15 protein-coding genes are annotated in these 17,370 nt (G+C 71.8%); 7 read left to right on the top strand and 8 right to left on the bottom strand.

Annotation, left to right across the window (positions count from 1 at the left end):
• Nucleotides 1-42: 42 nt before the first annotated feature.
• Nucleotides 43-813, top strand: a complete 771-nt coding sequence (locus tag ACIPSE_RS20215; RefSeq protein ID WP_401664427.1) for a transglycosylase SLT domain-containing protein — start codon at nt 43-45, stop codon at nt 811-813.
• A 98-nt stretch (nt 814-911) separates the two neighbouring features.
• Here ACIPSE_RS20215 and ACIPSE_RS20210 read toward each other — a convergent pair whose 3' ends face one another.
• The gene (locus ACIPSE_RS20210; RefSeq protein ID WP_401664426.1) at nt 912-3,434 is read right to left on the bottom strand and encodes an FHA domain-containing protein; all 2,523 of its coding nucleotides are present in this window, start codon (nt 3,432-3,434) and stop codon (nt 912-914) included.
• A 238-nt stretch (nt 3,435-3,672) separates the two neighbouring features.
• On the opposite strand from ACIPSE_RS20210, the gene ACIPSE_RS20205 reads away from it, so the two are divergent.
• Both ACIPSE_RS20205 and serB read left to right on the top strand, forming a co-directional pair.
• Nucleotides 3,673-6,009 carry a streptophobe family protein gene (locus ACIPSE_RS20205; RefSeq protein WP_401664425.1) on the top strand — a complete coding sequence of 779 codons (2,337 nt, stop codon included), beginning with the start codon at nt 3,673-3,675 and terminating at the stop codon, nt 6,007-6,009.
• Between the two features lie 214 nt (nt 6,010-6,223).
• Nucleotides 6,224-7,432: a phosphoserine phosphatase SerB gene (gene serB, locus ACIPSE_RS20200; protein WP_401664424.1), complete on the top strand. Its 1,209-nt coding sequence runs from the start codon at nt 6,224-6,226 to the stop codon at nt 7,430-7,432.
• A 152-nt stretch (nt 7,433-7,584) separates the two neighbouring features.
• Here serB and ACIPSE_RS20195 read toward each other — a convergent pair whose 3' ends face one another.
• The 4 genes from ACIPSE_RS20195 to ACIPSE_RS20180 all read right to left on the bottom strand — a co-directional run bounded on the left by ACIPSE_RS20195 (nt 7,585) and on the right by ACIPSE_RS20180 (nt 10,084).
• A complete protein-coding gene (locus tag ACIPSE_RS20195; RefSeq protein ID WP_401664423.1) occupies nt 7,585-8,103 on the bottom strand; it encodes a SixA phosphatase family protein in 519 nt (172 codons plus the stop codon).
• Between the two features lie 80 nt (nt 8,104-8,183).
• The gene (locus ACIPSE_RS20190) at nt 8,184-8,390 is read right to left on the bottom strand and encodes a hypothetical protein (RefSeq protein WP_401664422.1); all 207 of its coding nucleotides are present in this window, start codon (nt 8,388-8,390) and stop codon (nt 8,184-8,186) included.
• A gap of 186 nt (nt 8,391-8,576) precedes the next feature.
• Entirely contained in the window at nt 8,577-8,696 is a 120-nt protein-coding gene (locus ACIPSE_RS20185; protein ID WP_401664421.1) for an SGM_5486 family transporter-associated protein, read from the bottom strand.
• A 77-nt stretch (nt 8,697-8,773) separates the two neighbouring features.
• A complete protein-coding gene (locus ACIPSE_RS20180; RefSeq protein WP_401664420.1) occupies nt 8,774-10,084 on the bottom strand; it encodes a CynX/NimT family MFS transporter in 1,311 nt (436 codons plus the stop codon).
• Between the two features lie 94 nt (nt 10,085-10,178).
• Between ACIPSE_RS20180 and ACIPSE_RS20175 the strand changes: the two genes are divergently transcribed.
• Nucleotides 10,179-10,868 (top strand): FadR/GntR family transcriptional regulator, encoded by a 690-nt coding sequence (locus ACIPSE_RS20175; protein ID WP_401664419.1) that lies wholly within the window; start codon nt 10,179-10,181, stop codon nt 10,866-10,868.
• Here the strand turns inward: ACIPSE_RS20175 and ACIPSE_RS20170 are convergent.
• From ACIPSE_RS20170 to fabG, 3 genes are all read right to left on the bottom strand, one after another.
• Nucleotides 10,849-11,190, bottom strand: coding sequence for a hypothetical protein (locus tag ACIPSE_RS20170; protein WP_401664418.1), 342 nt, complete (start codon nt 11,188-11,190; stop codon nt 10,849-10,851). The two genes, ACIPSE_RS20175 and ACIPSE_RS20170, sit on opposite strands and share 20 nt — an antisense overlap.
• 139 nt (nt 11,191-11,329) lie before the next feature.
• Nucleotides 11,330-12,115: an enoyl-ACP reductase FabI gene (gene fabI, locus ACIPSE_RS20165; RefSeq protein ID WP_401664417.1), complete on the bottom strand. Its 786-nt coding sequence runs from the start codon at nt 12,113-12,115 to the stop codon at nt 11,330-11,332.
• A gap of 5 nt (nt 12,116-12,120) precedes the next feature.
• Entirely contained in the window at nt 12,121-12,840 is a 720-nt protein-coding gene (fabG, locus tag ACIPSE_RS20160; protein ID WP_401664416.1) for a 3-oxoacyl-[acyl-carrier-protein] reductase, read from the bottom strand.
• Between the two features lie 242 nt (nt 12,841-13,082).
• Between fabG and ACIPSE_RS20155 the strand changes: the two genes are divergently transcribed.
• From ACIPSE_RS20155 to tyrS, 3 genes are read left to right on the top strand one after another with little or no spacing between them, the layout of a single operon-like run.
• Nucleotides 13,083-14,606 (top strand): TldD/PmbA family protein, encoded by a 1,524-nt coding sequence (locus ACIPSE_RS20155; RefSeq protein WP_401664415.1) that lies wholly within the window; start codon nt 13,083-13,085, stop codon nt 14,604-14,606.
• Complete coding sequence (locus tag ACIPSE_RS20150) at nt 14,603-15,997, top strand: metallopeptidase TldD-related protein (protein WP_401664414.1); 1,395 nt, start codon at nt 14,603-14,605, stop codon at nt 15,995-15,997. The genes ACIPSE_RS20155 and ACIPSE_RS20150 overlap by 4 nt, the downstream gene beginning before the upstream one ends.
• A 56-nt stretch (nt 15,998-16,053) precedes the next feature.
• Nucleotides 16,054-17,322, top strand: a complete 1,269-nt coding sequence (gene tyrS, locus ACIPSE_RS20145; RefSeq protein ID WP_401664413.1) for a tyrosine--tRNA ligase — start codon at nt 16,054-16,056, stop codon at nt 17,320-17,322.
• Nucleotides 17,323-17,370 lie beyond the last annotated feature (48 nt).

Below are 17,370 nucleotides of genomic sequence, written 5' to 3'. Positions count from 1 at the left end.
GGCGTTCGTGCGACTCCGCGCTATTCGAAGAGGTCCTGACGCATGTCCCAGAACAGCAGCTCCATCCGTGGCCGCCGCCGTGCGCTGAGCAAGCGCCACAAGGTCGCCGTCGCCGGTGTCGCCACCCTCGGCGCCGCCGCCCTCGCGTTCTCCGTCGTGCCGGGCAACGCGAAGACCACCACGAGCGAGGCCGGCTCCGCCGCCGCCGTCGCCTACGACACGGACGCGTTCGAGGGCCTCAAGGCCGACGTCACCGAGCAGCTCGCCGACTCCAGTCTCCAGGCGCAGGCCATCGAGGCCACCGCCGCGAAGAAGGCCGCCGCCAAGAAGGCCGCCTCCGAGGCCGCCGCCAAGGCCGCCGCGCAGAAGAAGGCCGCCGCGGAAGCCGCCGCCAAGGCCGCCGCCGCGAAGAAGGCCGAGGCCGCCCGCAAGGCGAAGGCCGCCGCGAGCCGGTCCGCCGCGCGCACCCAGGTCAAGGCCGCCCCGAGCTACGCCAACAACCTCGACGGCTGGATCAAGCACGCCCTCGCCATCATGGACTCCAAGAACATCCCCGGTACGTACAACGGTCTGTACCGCAACATCATCCGGGAGTCCTCGGGCAACCCGAACGCGATCAACAACTGGGACGTCAACGCCATCAACGGCACTCCGTCGATCGGCCTGCTCCAGATCATCAAGCCGACCTTCGACGCGTACCACGTCTCCGGCACGGCCTGGAGCCAGTACGACCCGGTCGCCAACATCGTCGCCAGCGCCAACTACGCCGCCGACAAGTACGGCTCGATCGACAACGTCAACAGCGCCTACTGACGGGCACCGAGGCCGCGCGGACCTCAGGTACCCCGAGCACGCCGAAGGGCGGCACCCGGTTCGGGTGCCGCCCTTCGGCGTGCTCGGGGCCGTTCTCGCTACTTGCGCATGACCTCGGGCTCGTGGCGGCGCAGGAAGCGGGCCACGAGGAAGGCGCAGATGACGCCCAGGACGATCAGCGCGGCCATGTCCATGCCCCAGGCGCCGACCGTGTGCGCCCACAGCGGGTCGTCGCTCTCGCCCTTGCCGGGCGGGCTGATCTTGTTGAAGTCGAGCGTGGCGCCCGCGGCGGCGACCGCCCAGCGCGACGGCATCAGGTACGACAGCTCGTTGACGCCGACCGAACCCGACAGCGGGAACAGGCAGCCGGTGAAGACGACCTGGACGATCGCGAACATCACCAGCAGCGGCATCGTCTTCTCGGCGGTCTTCACCAGGGCCGAGATGATCAGGCCGAACATCATCGCGGTGAAGCCCAGCGCCATGATCGGGATGCACAGTTCCACGAGGATCTGCCCGCCGAGGATCAGCCCCTTGTCGGGGATGGTCCGGCTGGAGAAGCCGATGACGCCGACCATCAGACCCTGGATCATGGTGACCACGCCGAGCACGAACACCTTGGACATCAGATACGCCGAGCGGGACAGGCCGGTGGCCCGCTCGCGCTCGTAGATGACCCGTTCCTTGATCAGCTCACGGACGGAGTTCGCGGCACCGGCGAAGCAGGCGCCCACCGCGAGGATCAGCAGGACGGTCAGCGCCGTGCCGTTGGCGACGGGCTTGCCGGTGTTCGGGTTGATCTCCGTGTTGACCAGCAGGTCCTTGCCGGAGTCGATGAGCAGGCTCACCGAACCGAGGACCAGCGGCAGGATGATCGACAGGGCCAGGAAGCCCTTGTCGGAGACGATCACCGAGACATAGCGGCGCACCAGCGTGCCGAACTGGGACATCCAGCCCTGCGGCTTCGGCGGCTTCATCGCCTGCATGGGCGGGATCTGTACGGACTGCGGCGCGATCGCGTCGATGTCCGCGGCGTACATCTGGTAGTGCTGCGAGCCCTTCCAGCGTCCGGCCCAGTCGTAGTCGCGGTAGTTCTCGAAGGCGGAGAAGACGTCGGCCCAGGTGTCGTAGCCGAAGAAGTTCAGGGCCTCCTCGGGCGGGCCGAAGTAGGCGACCGCACCGCCCGGGGCCATCACGAGCAGCTTGTCGCAGATCGCCAGTTCGGCCACGGAGTGGGTGACGACGAGGACCGTGCGGCCGTCGTCGGCGAGGCCGCGCAGGAGCTGCATGACGTCGCGGTCCATGCCCGGGTCCAGGCCCGAGGTGGGCTCGTCCAGGAAGATCAGCGACGGCTTGGTGAGGAGCTCCAGGGCCACCGAGACACGCTTGCGCTGGCCACCGGAGAGGGAGGTGACCTTCTTCTCCTTGTGGATGTCCAGCTTCAGCTCGCGCAGCACCTCGTCGATGCGGGCCTCGCGCTCCTCGCCGGTGGTGTCGGCGGGGAAGCGGAGCTTGGCCGCGTACTTGAGGGCCTTCTTGACGGTCAGCTCCTTGTGCAGGATGTCGTCCTGCGGGACCAGACCGATGCGCTGGCGCAGCTCGGCGAACTGCTTGTACAGGTTCCGGTTGTCGTAGAGGACGTCGCCCTGGTTGGCGGGCCGGTAGCCCGTCAGTGCCTTGAGCAGCGTCGACTTGCCGGAACCCGAGGGACCGATGACCGCGATCAGCGACTTCTCCGGGACGCCGAAGGAGACGTCCTTGAGGATCTGCTTGCCGCCGTCGACGGTCACCGTCAGATGGCGGGCGGAGAAGGACACCTCGCCGGTGTCGACGAACTCCTCCAGCCGGTCGCCGACGATCCGGAACGTCGAGTGACCGACACCGACGATGTCCGTCGGGCCCAGCAGCTGCGAGCCGCCCTTGGCGATGTGCTGGCCGTTGACGTACGTGCCGTTGTGCGAGCCGAGGTCGCGGATCTCCATGCGGCCGTCGGGCGTCGAGTGGAACTCGGCGTGGTGACGGGAGACCTGGAGGTCGGAGACGACCAGTTCGTTGTCGAGCGCACGGCCGATGCGCATCACGCGGCCGAGCGAGAACTGGTGGAAGGTCGTCGGGCTGCGGTCCCCGTAGACCGGCGGCGCCCCCGCGCCGACGCCGGGGCCGCCCGCTTGCGGCGGGATGTTCCCCGCGGGCTGCTGCCAGCCGGCCTGCGGGGCCTGCTGCGCGGGCGCCTGCTGCTGCGGCGGGGCCTGCTGGGCCCAGCCCGGGTTCGCCCCCTGTGCCGCGTACGGCTGCTGCTGCGGCTGCGCCTGCGGTGCGACGGCCGCCGCGGTGCCGGAGACGCTCACGAGCGGTCCGTCGGTCGCGTTGCCCAGGTGCAGCGCCGTGCCCGGGGCGATCTCCAGCTGGTGGATCCGCTGCCCCCGCACGAACGTGCCGTTGGTGGAGCCGTGGTCCTCGACGACCCAACTGCGGCCGCTCCAGGAGATCGTGGCGTGCCGCCAGGACACCCTGGCGTCGTCGAGCACGATGTCGCCCTGCGGATCGCGTCCGAGGGTGTACGGCCTGGACGGGTCCAGCGTCCAGGTACGTCCATTCAATTCCAGTACGAGTTCCGGCACTCCAGCCCCACTGAGTAGTCCCCCGAGTTACCCCCATCACAGGGAGTCTAGGGATGTCGAACATCGTCAGGAACTATTTCAGGATCCGCCCCCTGACCGAAAGTCGGGCCCTGTGAAGAGCACGCACACACGGGTCGGTTGGTTCCGTTGACGGGGTTGAAACCGGCCCGGAGAGTGGTAATCCACGCGAGGGGGACACGCGCGGCGCTCGGCCGCGCGGCGGATCGGGGGGTCTGCGATGGCTGTGTCCATGAAGGTCGGGACGAAGAGGCCCGGCGGCGCCGGGCCGCCCTGGGGTGATGTCCTGCTGACCGCGATCGCCGCGGTGAGCTGGGCGCTGATCGGTATGGCGGGCACGGCCGCGCTCGGCCTGCACCTGCTGGGGGCGGACGCGACCGCCTCGCTGGGCCCGATGACCGCGGCCGTGGTGGCCCTCGGGGCCGGTGGTTCCGTGACGCCTTCGGGCGATGTGTCCGCGTTCGGGCTCACCGGCGCGGAGGCCGCGACGGCGATAGAGGTCACGCCGCTGGGCGTGAGCCTGGTGGGCGCGCTGCTGCTGTCGTGGTTCTTCCTGCGGTCGCTGCGCGCGGCCGGAGCCGTGGTCTCGCCGGCCGAACTCCTCGCCCGCGCGGGCTCGGTGGTCGCGCTGTTCGTCGCCACGCTCGGCGGACTGGCCTGGGCGGGCCACGACGTCATCACCATCGACGGCGGCTCGCTCGGCCTGGACAACCTGCCCGGCGGGGGCGGCGGGGGCGGGGGGCTGGAGATCCCCGGGCTCGGTGACATCGGCGGACTGCTGCCGGACCAGGTCGGCGACCTGATCGACGCGAAGGCCGCGGTCGGCTTCAGCGTCGACACGGTGCCGACGCTGCTGGGCGGGCTGGGCTGGTCGGCGGGCATCCTCGTGATCGCCCTGCTCGCGTCCCGCCGTACGCCGCTGCCGAGCGGCTGGGAGGCCCTGCACCGCGTGGTGCGGCCGGCCGTCTCCGCCCTCGTCACGGTGCTGCTGGTCGCGGTGGCCGCCGGGCTCGCGGCGGGCGCCTACGCGGCGATCGGCGACGACCACCCCAAGCGGATCGCGGGTGCGGCGCTGCTGGGCGCGCCGAACGGTACCTGGCTCGGCATCCCCCTCGGCCTCTTCGTCCCGTGGGACGGCCGGGCGACCGGCCCTCTGGCCAACCTCCTCCCCCATCCCCTCGACGACCTCCTGAGCTCCGAGCGCGACCAGTCCGTCTCCCTGTCCCGCCTCGCCGAACTGGACGGCCGGGTGTGGCTGCTGGGCGTCGCCGCGGCCGTGATGATGCTGCTGGCGGGGGTGCTGGCGGCGGTCCGGACACCGGCCGGACCCGTCGCGTCTGCCGGGGCCGCCGCACCCGGGTTCCCCTCAGGGCCGCCCTCCGGCAGTACGGCTCCTTCCGCCCTCGGGCGGGACCCGGGAGGAGCCCTCGGATTCGCCGGGCACTGCGCGCTCCGGCTGGGGATCGTCACGGCGCTGACGCTGCCGCTGCTCGCCTGGCTGACGGAGGTGTCCGTGGACGCCTCGCTGTCGGTCCTCGGCTTCGACGCGTTCGGCGCGGGCATCGAGCTCCACGGCCAGCTCGGCATGGCCCTGCTGCTCGGCGCGCTCTGGGGCGCGGCGGCGGGCGCGGCCGGCGCGCTGCTGGCCCGGGCGACGGGCGCGGTGGGGTCACGGGCGACGGCCCTGGCGGTGAAGGCGGCGGCAGGACCCTACGGGGCCGGCTCCGGGGTAGGCCCCGGGACCGGTGCCCACGCCGGCGCGAGCGGCCCGGCGGGGCCCTACGGAGGTGGCTCCGAGACGGGTGCCCACGCGAGCGCGGGCGGCCCGGCGGGGCCTTACGGCGGTGGCTCCGGGACGGGCGCCTACACGGGCGGGGGCTGGACCGGCGGGGCGCCGCCCGGGAGTACGGGCCCAGGCGTGACCGGGAGCGGTTCCGGGGCGTACTCGGGCAGCGACGAGACCTCGGCGGTCGGCCGGGCCGAGCCGTACTCGGAGCGCGGCGGTGCGCCGGCCGGGAGTCCGGGAGGGAGTCCGGGAGGAGGTTCGGCCGGCGGCGGGGCCGGGGGTTCCGCGGGTGAGGCCGGGCCGTACGGGACCGGTTCGCCGTACCGGCCGCCGAACCCCGCGACCAATCCGTACCTGCGGATCCCGGAGGGGGTCCGGCGGGAGCCGCGGGACGCGCCGCCGCAGAGGCCGCCCGGGGAGACCGCCGCACCGGGACGCGGGGCGCCGCCGCCTGAGGGTTCCGCCTCCGGGGGGCCGCGGCAGCCGTACGGCGGCGGGTTCCCCGGCGGGCCCCAGCCGTACGACGACAGCCACCCGTCGGTCGGCGCGGGCCCCTCCGAGGAGCAGCCCAGCGAGCCGCCTCCGTCGGGGGACGACATGTACGGCGCGCCCACGATGGTCCGGCCCGTCGACCCGCCCCCGCGCAGGGCCACCGGCCCCCGTCCTGGCGACCGCGGGCCCCGGACCCCGAACGAGGGGCCGCCTCCGCCACCTCCGCCACCTCCGCCACCTCCGCCTCCGCCTCCGGGGAGGCCGAAGGGACGCAGGTGAACGAGGGCCGTCAGGCCGGGGCCGGAGGCCGGGACCGAGCCTCGCCGGCCTGTCGCGGCGCGGCCGGTATCCGCCCCTCGCCCGGCACGCTCCGCTGTCCGGTCCGCCGCCGCCCCGTAAGCCGTCCGCAACCCGGCCGACATCGAGTGTTCCCTGTCCGCCAGACGGACCTCGGGGGCGGGAGGCACGGGGTGCCGGATACGGTGGGTACACCATGAGCGCTTCGCAGACCTCTGACGCACCCACTCTTCTGGTCAAGATCTTCGGCAAGGACACCCCGGGCATCACTGCGGGGCTGTTCGACACGCTTGCCGCCTACTCCGTCGATGTCGTGGACATCGAGCAGGTCGTCACCCGTGGCCGGATGGTGCTGTGCGCGCTGGTGACGGAACCGCCGCGCGGGCTGGAGGGCGAGCTCCGGTCGACCGTCCACAGCTGGGCGGAGTCGGTGAAGATGCAGGCGGAGATCCTCTCCGGCCGCGGCGACAACCGGCCCCGCGGTCACGGCCGTTCCCTGGTCACCGTGCTCGGCCATCCGCTCACCGCGGAGGCGACGGCCGCGATCGCGGCACGGATCACCAAGGCCGGCGGCAACATCGACCGTATCTTCCGGCTCGCCAAGTACCCCGTGACGGCCGTGGAGTTCGCGGTGTCGGGTGTCGAGACGGAGCCGCTGCGCACCGCGCTGGTGACGGACGCCGCGGCGCTCGGGGTGGACGTGGCCGTGGTCGCGGCGGGCCTGCACCGGCGGGCACAGCGGCTGGTCGTCATGGACGTGGACTCCACGCTCATCCAGGACGAGGTCATCGAGCTGTTCGCGGCGCACGCGGGCTGCGAGGACGAGGTCGCCGAGGTGACGGCCGCCGCGATGCGCGGTGAGCTGGACTTCGAGCAGTCGCTGCACGCGCGCGTGGCCCTGCTGAAGGGGCTGGACGCCTCCAGCGTGGAGAAGGTGCGCACCGAGGTGCGGCTGACGCCGGGCGCCCGCACGCTGATCCGGACGCTGAAGCGCCTCGGGTATCAAGTCGGTGTCGTCTCCGGCGGGTTCACGCAGGTCACCGATGATCTGAAGGAGCGGCTCGGGCTGGACTTCGCCCAGGCCAACACCCTGGAGATCGTCGACGGGAAGCTGACCGGCCGGGTCACGGGCGAGATCGTGGACCGGGCCGGCAAGGCGCGGCTGCTGCGCCGGTTCGCCGCCGAGGCGGGTGTGCCGCTGTCGCAGACCGTCGCCATCGGGGACGGGGCCAACGACCTGGACATGCTGAACGCGGCCGGTCTGGGCGTCGCCTTCAACGCCAAGCCGGTGGTGCGGCAGGCCGCGCACACGGCGGTGAACGTGCCCTTCCTGGACACCGTCCTGTATCTGCTGGGCGTGACCCGCGAAGAGGTCGAGGCCGCGGACACGCACGACGAGCAGTAGGGCCGGGCCGCGCGAGCCTCAGGAGCGGGAAGCGCGCGAAAGGCCGGGTCGGCCGAGGAACGCGAGCGGCAGGGCCGAGGAGTACGGCGAGGGCCCGGCACCGGGTGACGGTGCCGGGCCCTCGGCATCAGCGCTGCCGGGTCAGCGGGACGTCATTCGGACGGTGCCCAGTAGTCGAGCAGGGTGGCCGTACCGGGTTCCAGGGCCTTCCAGGAACCGGTGAAGGACAGCACCACGAAGGCCGCGGCCGGGAAGCCCCGGCGGCTCAGGCGCTCGCCCGCGTCGCCCTCGGCGGAGCCCGTGAGGACCTCGGCCAGGCCCTGGACGCCCGGGTTGTGGCCGATCAGGACGAGGTCCTGGGTGTCGTCGGGGGTCTCGTTGAGCACGGCGATCAGTTCGCCGGGCGAGGCCTCGTAGATCCGCTCCTCGTAGACGGTTTTCGGCCGGTGCGGGAGTTCCTGCACGGCGAGCTTCCACGTCTCGCGGGTCCGGATCGCGGTGGAGCAGAGGGCCAGATCGAAGGGGATATCGCTGTCGGCCAGCTTGCGTCCGGCGACTGCGGCGTCCATGCGGCCCCGATCGGCGAGCGGTCGCTCGTGGTCGGTCACCTGTGGCCAGTCGGCTTTCGCATGCCGGAAGAGGACAATCCTGCGGGGTTCTGCGACGCTCATGGAATCCAGCTTCGCATGAAACAGGCCATGGGGCGCAGGGAGTTGACATGCGGCTTCACGGGTGCGTGGCGATCTCCGGCTCAGCGGGCGGCCAGCGCCTGTATGCGCTCCAGGAGGTGGGTGATCGCGGGGTCGCCGGTGGCCGCGTGCGCCTCGGAGGGGTTGAGTATCAGCGCGAGCAGTGTGAAGAACGCGAGGGTCGGCAGGGCGAGCGCCCACCAGGGCAGCCGGATGTCGGCGCGGCCCCGGCTCGCCGGGTGGGGCGGGGTGTGGCTAGGGGCCGACATGGATGCCTCCGCGGTCTTCGAGTGGGCCGGTGGTCCGCTTCGCCGCGGCCACATCTCGAAGGTACGGAAGCCGGCGGCGTCAACCCATCCGGTGATCCACCCAGTTGACCCTGAGACTCGCCCCCTAGGGGATGGTGGGGGTAGCCCCACCATCGACGGCGGAGACGGTGGCGGGGGCGCGGGCGGTCAGGGCGCCGCGATCGACGCGACGATGGCGATGATCACGAAGATGGCGAAGAACGAGCCGAAGATGATGAGCATCTTCTTCTGGCCGTTCTGCGGGTTCGGGTCGAGCACGGGAGACATGCGGCAAGTCTCGCACCCGCCGCCCCGGCCCTGCCCCTGGGGGTGCGGGGCGGCCGGTGTCCGGCCCGGCGGGCCCGTCAGCGGGCCGCGGACGCCGCCGCCTCCTCCTCGACCGTGCGGTCGCGCCCGGCGAGGACGCCGACGACCGTCTGCGGGATCATCAGGCAGGTCATGAGGGCGATCGGCAGCCCCCATCCACCGCTGTGCTGGTAGAGCACGCCGACCAGGAGCGGCCCGGGGATGGAGAGCAGATAGCCGGTGCTCTGCGCGAACGCGGACAGCTGGGCGACCCCGGCCCCGGTCCTGGCGCGCATGCCGACCATGGTGAGGGCCAGCGGGAAGGCGCAGTTGGCGATGCCGAGCAGGACCGCCCAGGCCCAGGCGCCCGCGGCGGGCGCGAAGTAGAGGCCGGCGTACCCGGCGAGCCCGCAGGCGCCGAGCGCCAGGACGATGGGGCCCTGGTGCGGCAGCCGGGTCGCCACGCGCGGGATGACGAAGGCGAGCGGCACGCCCATGACCATGGTGACGGCCAGCAGCAGTCCCGCGGTGCTCGCGGACACCCCGGCGTCCCGGAAGATCTGCGGCAGCCAGCCCATGGTGATGTAGGCGGCGGTGGCCTGGAGCCCGAAGAAGACGGCGAGCGCCCAGGCGGTGCGGCTCCGGGTGATGCGCAGGGCGGGCTGCCGCGCGTCGGCGGGCGCCGTGCGCGCGGGTCCCTGTCCGGCGGACGGCGCCGGGCGCTGTCGTACGAAGGGGATCCAGGGGATCACGGCCACGCCGGCCAGGGCGGCCCAGACGACGAGGCCGGTCTGCCAGCTGCCGCCGAGGGCGTCGGTCATCGGGACGGTCACCGCGGCGGCGGTCGCCGTGCCGAGGGCGAGGGCCATGGAGTACAGGCCGGTCATGGTGCCGACCCGGTCCGGGAACCACTGCTTGACGATGACCGGCATCAGGACGTTGCTGACGGCGATGCCCATGAGGGCAAGGGCGCTGGCGGCCAGGAAGACGGCCGTGCCGCCCGCGTAGGGGCGGATCAGCAGGCCCGCGGTGATGGCGACCATCCCGGCGCACACCACGGCGCCCGCGCCGAAGCGGCGGGCGAGCCGGGGTGCCATGACGCCGAAGACGGCGAAACAGAGCGGGGGCACGGAGGTGAGGAGCCCGGCCAGGCTGCCGCTCATGCCGAGCCCGTCGCGGACCTCCTCCAGGAGGGCGCCGAGGCTGGTGATGGCGGGGCGCAGGTTGAGCGCGGCGAGCACGATGCCGACGACCAGCAGCCGGGTCGTCCACGCGCGCGTGGCCGGTTCCGGAGCGTCGTCCGCCGATGGGTTTCGTCTGTGCAGGGACGTCGTCGTCCGGGTTTCCTCACGTGCCATGCCACCCATCATAGAATCATGGGATGATTCATTGTCCACCCCCTGGCGCCACTCCCGGCCGTACCCCCGGCCGTCCCGTACCGCCGCTTCCGTGCGAAGGTGTGCCATGCCTCTGAGCCATCCCCGTCGTTCGGTGCTCTCCGAGCAGGTCATCGCCGCGCTGCGGCAGCAGATCACCTCGGGCGAGTGGCCGGTCGGCGCGCGCATCCCGACGGAGCCGGAGCTGGTCGAGCAGCTGGGGGTGGCCCGCAACACGGTCCGCGAGGCGGTGCGCGCGCTCGCGCACAACGGCCTGCTGGACATCCGCCAGGGGTCGGGCACCTATGTGGTGGCGACGAGCGAGCTGGCCGGGGTGATGCACCGCCGGTTCGCGGACGCCGATCCGCGGCACATCGGCGAACTGCGCTCCACGCTGGAGTCGGCCGCGGCCAGGCTGGCCGCCGAGCGGCGCACGGAGAAGGACCTCAAGCAGCTCGACGCGCTCCTGGTCCGGCGTGAGCGGGCCTGGGAGGCACGCGACAAGGAGGCCTTCGTGACGGCCGACGCGACGTTCCACCTGGCGGTGGTGTCCGCGTCCCACAACGACGTCATGACGGCGATGTACGCGGACCTGGGCGAGGTACTGCGGGACTGGCTGCGCGACGACGTCGGCGAGGAGATGACGGCGGAGACGCACCTGGACCACTCGGGTCTGGTGGACGCGATCCGCGCGGGCGACGCGGAGACCGCGGCGGCGCGGGCGGCGGGCTATCCGTTCCAGTGCAGGCCGGGGCTGTTCACCGCTTCTGGTGACTGATCCACACGGAGCGCACCTCGTTCCAGCAGCGCCCGTCCAGCCGTACGGTCTGCGCGGGGCCGGCGTCCACGGGGGCGCTGTCGGTGTCGAGGTCCCACCAGCGGTCGCACTCGATGTGCAGCCGGACGCGGTCGACCGCCGGGTAGGGGTTGTGGCAGTAGGCGGTCACCCGGGAGCCCGTGACCTTGTTGAAGCACCCGGCGCCGAAGAGCTCGGGGGCCTCGTGTGTCTCCCCGCGCGCGAGGGGCGCCGCCTCGTAGGGCAGGCACATCACCAGGGCGACGGCTACGGCTGCTGGGGCCAGGCTTCGGGACAGGCGCACAAAGAGACCTCCTCGGGCGGAGAGCGAGGGGTGAACGCGTGATCCATCGTGCCTGGTCGGACGCCCTTCCCGCCCGGTCGGGTGGGCCGAACGAGTGAGGGCCCGCGCCCCGGAGGACGCGGGCCCGCACCGGGGTGGGTCAGGCGCCGATGGCGTGCAGACCGCCGTCGACGTGGACGATCTCGCCGGTGGTCTTCGGGAACCAGTCCGACAGCAGGGCGACGACGCCCTTGCCGGCCGGCTCCGGGTCCTCCAGCTTCCACTCCAGCGGGGAGCGGCTGTCCCAGACGGCCGCGAGCTCCGAGAAGCCCGGGATGGACTTGGCGGCCATGGAGCCGATCGGGCCCGCCGAGATCAGGTTGCAGCGGATGTCGTGCTTGCCGAGGTCACGCGCCATGTAGCGGTTGGTGGCCTCCAGGGCGGCCTTGGCCGGGCCCATCCAGTCGTACTGCGGCCAGGCGAACTGCGCGTCGAAGGTGAGGCCGACGACGGAGCCGCCCTCGGTCATCAGCGGCAGCAGGGCCATCGTCAGCGACTTCAGGGAGAAGGCGGAGACGTGCATGGCGGTGGCCACGGACTCGAACGGCGTGTTCAGGAAGTTGCCGCCGAGGGCGTCCTGCGGCGCGAAGCCGATGGAGTGCACGACACCGTCGATCCTGTCGCCGAGGTGCTCGCGGACCTGGCTCTCCAACCGGGCGAGGTGCTCGTCGTTGGAGACGTCGAGCTCCAGGACCTTGACGTTCTCCGGGTGGGGCAGCTTCTTGGCGATGCGCTCGGTGAGCGTCGGCCGGGGCCAGGCGGTGAGGATGATCTCCGCGCCCTGCTCCTGGGCCAGCTTGGCGGTGTGGAAGGCGATGGAGGACTCCATCAGCACACCGGTGATGAGGATCTTCTTCCCCGCGAGGATTCCAGTCGTGTTCGTCATCGTGCTCAGTGACCCATTCCCAGTCCGCCGTCAACCGGGATGACGGCTCCAGTGATGTACGCGGCGTCGTCCGAGGCGAGGAACCGCACCGCCGCGGCGATCTCCTCCGGCCGGGCGTAACGGCCGAGCGGCACCTGCGAGACGATGTTCTGACGCTGCTCGTCGGTGAGCACCTTGGTCATGTCGGTGTCGACGAAGCCGGGCGCCACGACGTTGAAGGTGATGTTGCGCGAGCCCAGCTCACGGGCGAGGGACCGCGCGAAGCCCACCAGGCCGGCCTTGGAGGCGGCGTAGTTCGCCTGGCCGGGACCGCCGAGCAGGCCGACGACCGACGAGATGAGGACGACGCGGCCCTTCTTGGCCCGCAGCATGGCGCGGTTGGCGCGCTTGACGACCCGGAAGGTGCCGGTGAGGTTGGTGTCGAGGACGGACGTGAAGTCCTCCTCGGACATGCGCATCAGGAGCTGGTCCTTGGTGATGCCGGCGTTGGCGATCAGGACCTCGACGGGACCGTGCGCGTCCTCGATCTCCTTGTAGGCCTGCTCCACCTGCTCGGTGTCGGTGATGTCGCACTTGACTGCCAGGCAGCCCAGTTCCTTCAGTTCGGCCGGTGGCTCCCCCGAACGGTATGTGATCGCGACCTTGTCGCCGGCCTCGGCGAATGCGCGGGCGATGGCGAGGCCGATGCCCCGGTTGCCTCCGGTGACGAGAACCGAGCGGCTCAACGGATCACCCTTTCGATAGCGGTCTGGTGCGTCCGCCCGAACACCTGCATGACAGGCGGCTACCCCGAAAACCTATCGGGCTCCTCTCACCCGCGGACATTCGGGCACCGACAGTGGCTCAGGGGACTCACTGTCGGATCCCTACAGAAGGACGCGCACTCCGGACGGAAACGTATGGTCCCCGGACGCGCCCACGCGACATGATCGGAGCCAACAGGTCTCGACTGCAGGGAGATGTCCCGGTGCCTCATTCCATCGACGAAGCCTTTACGGCGCTTCCCCTACGCGCGCTCGCCGACGCCGCGCTGGCACGCGCGCGTGCGCTGGGCGCCGAGCACGCGGACTTCCGGTTCGAGCGGGTGCGCAGCGCCTCCTGGCGCCTCAGGGACGCCAAGCCGGCCGGCTCGTCGGACACCACCGACCTCGGCTACGCGGTCCGGGTCGTGCACGGCGGGACATGGGGCTTCGCGTCGGGGGTGGACCTCAGCATGGACGCGGCGGCCAAGGTCGCCTCGCAGGCGGTGGCCATGGCGAAGCTGTCCGCCCAGGTGATCAAGGCGGCCGGTTCGGACGAGCGGGTCGAGCTGGCCGACGAGCCGGTGCACGCCGAGCGGACCTGGGTCTCCTCCTACGACATCGACCCGTTCACCGTGCCCGACGAGGAGAAGGCCGGGCTGCTCGCCGACTGGAGCGCGCGGCTGCTCGGCGCGAGCGGCGTCAACCATGTCGACGCGTCGCTGCTCACCGTCCATGAGAACAAGTTCTACGCCGACACCGCCGGGACCGTGACCACCCAGCAGCGGGTCCGGCTGCACCCCTCGCTGACCGCCGTGTCGGTCGACGAGTCGAGCGGTGAGTTCGACTCGATGCGCACCGTCGCGCCGCCCGTCGGACGCGGCTGGGAGTACCTCACGGGCACCGGCTGGGACTGGGAGTCGGAGCTGGAGCAGATCCCCGAGCTGCTCGCCGAGAAGATGCGGGCGCCGAGCGTCGAGGCGGGGCTGTACGACCTCGTCGTCGACCCGTCGAACCTCTGGCTGACCATCCACGAGTCCATCGGCCACGCCACCGAGCTGGACCGCGCCCTCGGCTACGAGGCCGCCTACGCCGGCACCTCCTTCGCCACCTTCGACCAGCTGGGCAAGCTGCGCTACGGCTCCGATCTGATGAACGTGACCGGCGACCGCACCGCCGAGCACGGTCTGGCCACCATCGGCTACGACGACGAGGGCGTGGCGGGCCAGTCCTGGGACCTGGTCAAGGACGGGACGCTCGTCGGCTACCAGCTGGACCGGCGGATCGCCCGGCTCACCGGCTTCGACCGCTCCAACGGCTGCGCCTACGCGGACTCCCCCGGGCACGTGCCCGTGCAGCGCATGGCGAACGTGTCGCTCCAGCCGGACCCGGCCGGCATGTCGACGGAGGATCTGATCGGGGGCGTGGACCGCGGGATCTACGTGGTCGGCGACCGTTCCTGGTCCATCGACATGCAGCGCTACAACTTCCAGTTCACCGGGCAGCGGTTCTTCAGGATCGAGAACGGCCGGATCACCGGCCAGCTCCGGGACGTCGCCTACCAGGCCACGACGACCGACTTCTGGGGCTCCATGGCGGCCCTCGGCGGTCCGCAGACCTATGTCCTCGGCGGCGCCTTCAACTGCGGCAAGGCCCAGCCCGGGCAGGTGGCCGCGGTGTCGCACGGCTGCCCGTCGGCCCTCTTCAAGGGCGTCAACATTCTGAACACCACCCAGGAGGCCGGTCGATGAGCTCGCGTACCCACAAGCCGCACGAGATCGTCGAGCGCGCCCTCGGACTGTCCCGCGCGGACGGCTGCGTGGTCATCGCCGACGAGCGGTCCACGGCCAATCTGCGCTGGGCGGGCAACTCGCTCACCACCAACGGCGTCACCCGCGGCCGGACCCTCACCGTGATCGCGACGGTCGACGGCAAGGAGGGCACCGCCTCGGGGGTCGTCTCCCGGGCCGCCGTCACCCTCGACGAGCTGGAGCCCCTCGTGCGGGCCGCCGAGGCCGCCGCGCACGGTGCCGCGCCCGCGGAGGACGCGCAGCCGCTGGTGCGGGACGTACCGGCGTCCCCGGACTTCACGGACGCGCCCGCCGAGACCTCCTCGACGGTGTTCGCCGACTTCGCGCCCGCCCTGGGCGAGTCCTTCGCCCGCGCGCGTGCCGGTGGCCGCGAGCTGTACGGCTTCGCCAACCACGAGCTGGTCTCCAGCTACCTGGGCACCTCGACGGGGCTGCGGCTGCGGCACGACCAGCCCAACGGGACGCTGGAGCTGAACGCGAAGTCGCCGGACCGGACGCGCTCGGCGTGGGCGGGCCGTTCCACCCGGGACTTCAAGGACGTCGACCCGGCGGCGCTGGACGCCGAACTCGCCGTACGGCTCGGGTGGGCCGCGCGCAAGCACGATCTGCCGGCCGGGCGGTACGAGACGCTGCTGCCGCCGACGGCCGTGGCGGATCTGCTGATCTACCAGATGTGGTCGGCGTCGGGCCGGGACGCGGCCGAGGGCCGGACGGTGTTCTCCCAGCCGGGCGGCGGCACACGGCTCGGCGAGCGGCTCACCGACCTGCCGCTGACTCTGCGCAGCGACCCGAACGAGCCGGGTCTGGAGTCGGCGCCGTTCGTGCTCGCGCACTCCTCCGGCGGTGACGCGTCGGTGTTCGACAACGGGCTGCCGCTGGCGCCCACCGAGTGGATGCGCGAGGGCGTGCTCAGCGGTCTGCTGACCAGCCGGCACAGCGCGGGGCTGACCTCGCTGCCGGTGGCGCCGGGCATCGACAACATCATCCTGGACGGCGGTGAGGACCGGTCGATCGAGGAGATGGTCGCGGGCACCGAGCGGGGGCTGCTGCTGACGTGCCTGTGGTACATCCGCGAGGTCGACCCGGCGACGCTGCTGCTGACCGGGCTGACCCGCGACGGCGTGTACCTGGTCGAGAACGGCGAGGTGACCGGCGAGGTCAACAACTTCCGGTTCAACGAGTCGCCGGTGGACCTGCTGGGCCGGGCCACCGAGGCCGGGCGCACGGAGAAGACGCTGCCGAGGGAGTGGAGCGACTGGTTCACCAGGGCCGCGATGCCGGCCCTGAGGGTGCCGGATTTCAATATGAGCTCTGTCAGCCGGGGCGTATAACCTCGTAGCCGGTGGCCGCCCGGCCGCCTGATGACATCCAAGGAGACGCGAGAACCGTGACGGACATCGTCGACGAGCTGAAGTGGCGTGGGCTGTGGGCCCAGTCCACTGACGAGGACGCTTTGCGCAAGGCGCTCGCGGACGGTCCCGTCACGTTCTATTGCGGCTTCGACCCGACCGCGGCCAGCCTCCACGTCGGCCACCTGGTGCAGGTGCTCACCATGCGCCGGCTCCAGCAGGCGGGGCTGCGTCCGCTGGCCCTGGTGGGCGGCGCGACCGGGCAGATCGGCGACCCCCGCCCCACGGCGGAGCGCACGCTGAACGACCCGGAGACGGTCGCGAACTGGGTGACCCGGCTGCGCGGGCAGATCGAGCCGTTCCTGTCCTTCGAGGGCGAGAACGCGGCGACGATGGTGAACAACCTGGACTGGACGGCCGGGCTCTCCGCCATCGAGTTCCTGCGGGACATCGGCAAGCACTTCCGCGTCAACAAGATGCTGACCAAGGACTCCGTGGCCCGCCGTCTGGAGTCCCAGGAGGGCATCAGCTACACGGAGTTCAGCTACCAGCTCCTTCAGGGCATGGACTTCCTGGAGCTGTACCGCCGCTACGGCTGCACGCTCCAGCAGGGCGGCAGCGACCAGTGGGGCAACCTCACGGCGGGCCTGGACCTGATCCACCGCCTGGAGCCGGACGCCGAGGCGCACTGCCTGGCGACGCCGCTGATGGTCAAGTCGGACGGCACCAAGTTCGGCAAGACCGAGGGCGGCGCGGTCTGGCTGGACCCGGAGATGACGACGCCGTACGCGTTCTACCAGTTCTGGCTGAACGTGGACGACAGGGACATCTCGACGTACATGCGCATCCTGTCCTTCCTGTCCCGCGAGGAGCTGGAGGAGCTGGAGCGGCAGACCGAGGAGCGTCCGCAGGCCCGTGCCGCCCAGCGCGCGCTGGCCGAGGAGCTGACGACGCTGGTGCACGGGGCGGACCAGACGGCCGCCGTGATCGCCGCGTCGAAGGCCCTGTTCGGTCAGGGCGAGCTGGCGGAGCTGGACGAGCGGACGCTGGCCGCGTCGCTGTCGGAGCTGCCGCGCGTGCGGGTCGCCGAGCTGGGCCAGGTCGTGGACCTGTTCGCCGAGGTCGGGCTCGTGGCCAGCAAGTCGGCCGCGCGCCGGACGGTGAAGGAGGGCGGCGCCTACGTGAACAACGTGAAGGTCACCGCCGAGGACGCCGTCCCCGCCGCGGAGGACCTGCTGCACGGCCGCTGGCTGGTGCTGCGCCGGGGCAAGAAGAACCTGGCGGCGGTCGAGGTCACCGGCGCCTGAGGGTGCGCGAAGGGGCGGCTTCCCGGGTGGGAGGCCGCCCCTTTCGTC

It is taken from the genome of Streptomyces sp. NPDC090106 (assembly GCF_044747265.1).
In the GTDB taxonomy this organism is placed as follows: domain Bacteria; phylum Actinomycetota; class Actinomycetes; order Streptomycetales; family Streptomycetaceae; genus Streptomyces.
This window is presented reverse-complemented; position numbering and strand designations above follow the sequence as displayed.

What these genes read in the sequence shown, in the direction of transcription:
- ACIPSE_RS20215 (WP_401664427.1), top strand. Translation starts at nt 43, where the DNA reads ATGTCCCAGAACAGCAGCTCCATCCGTGGCCGCCGCCGTGCGCTGAGC.
- ACIPSE_RS20205 (WP_401664425.1), top strand. Translation starts at nt 3,673, where the DNA reads ATGGCTGTGTCCATGAAGGTCGGGACGAAGAGGCCCGGCGGCGCCGGG.
- serB (WP_401664424.1), top strand. Translation starts at nt 6,224, where the DNA reads ATGAGCGCTTCGCAGACCTCTGACGCACCCACTCTTCTGGTCAAGATC.
- ACIPSE_RS20195 (WP_401664423.1), bottom strand. Translation starts at nt 8,103, where the DNA reads ATGAGCGTCGCAGAACCCCGCAGGATTGTCCTCTTCCGGCATGCGAAA.
- ACIPSE_RS20190 (WP_401664422.1), bottom strand. Translation starts at nt 8,390, where the DNA reads ATGTCGGCCCCTAGCCACACCCCGCCCCACCCGGCGAGCCGGGGCCGC.
- ACIPSE_RS20185 (WP_401664421.1), bottom strand. Translation starts at nt 8,696, where the DNA reads ATGTCTCCCGTGCTCGACCCGAACCCGCAGAACGGCCAGAAGAAGATG.
- ACIPSE_RS20180 (WP_401664420.1), bottom strand. Translation starts at nt 10,084, where the DNA reads ATGATGGGTGGCATGGCACGTGAGGAAACCCGGACGACGACGTCCCTG.
- ACIPSE_RS20175 (WP_401664419.1), top strand. Translation starts at nt 10,179, where the DNA reads ATGCCTCTGAGCCATCCCCGTCGTTCGGTGCTCTCCGAGCAGGTCATC.
- fabI (WP_401664417.1), bottom strand. Translation starts at nt 12,115, where the DNA reads ATGACGAACACGACTGGAATCCTCGCGGGGAAGAAGATCCTCATCACC.
- ACIPSE_RS20150 (WP_401664414.1), top strand. Translation starts at nt 14,603, where the DNA reads ATGAGCTCGCGTACCCACAAGCCGCACGAGATCGTCGAGCGCGCCCTC.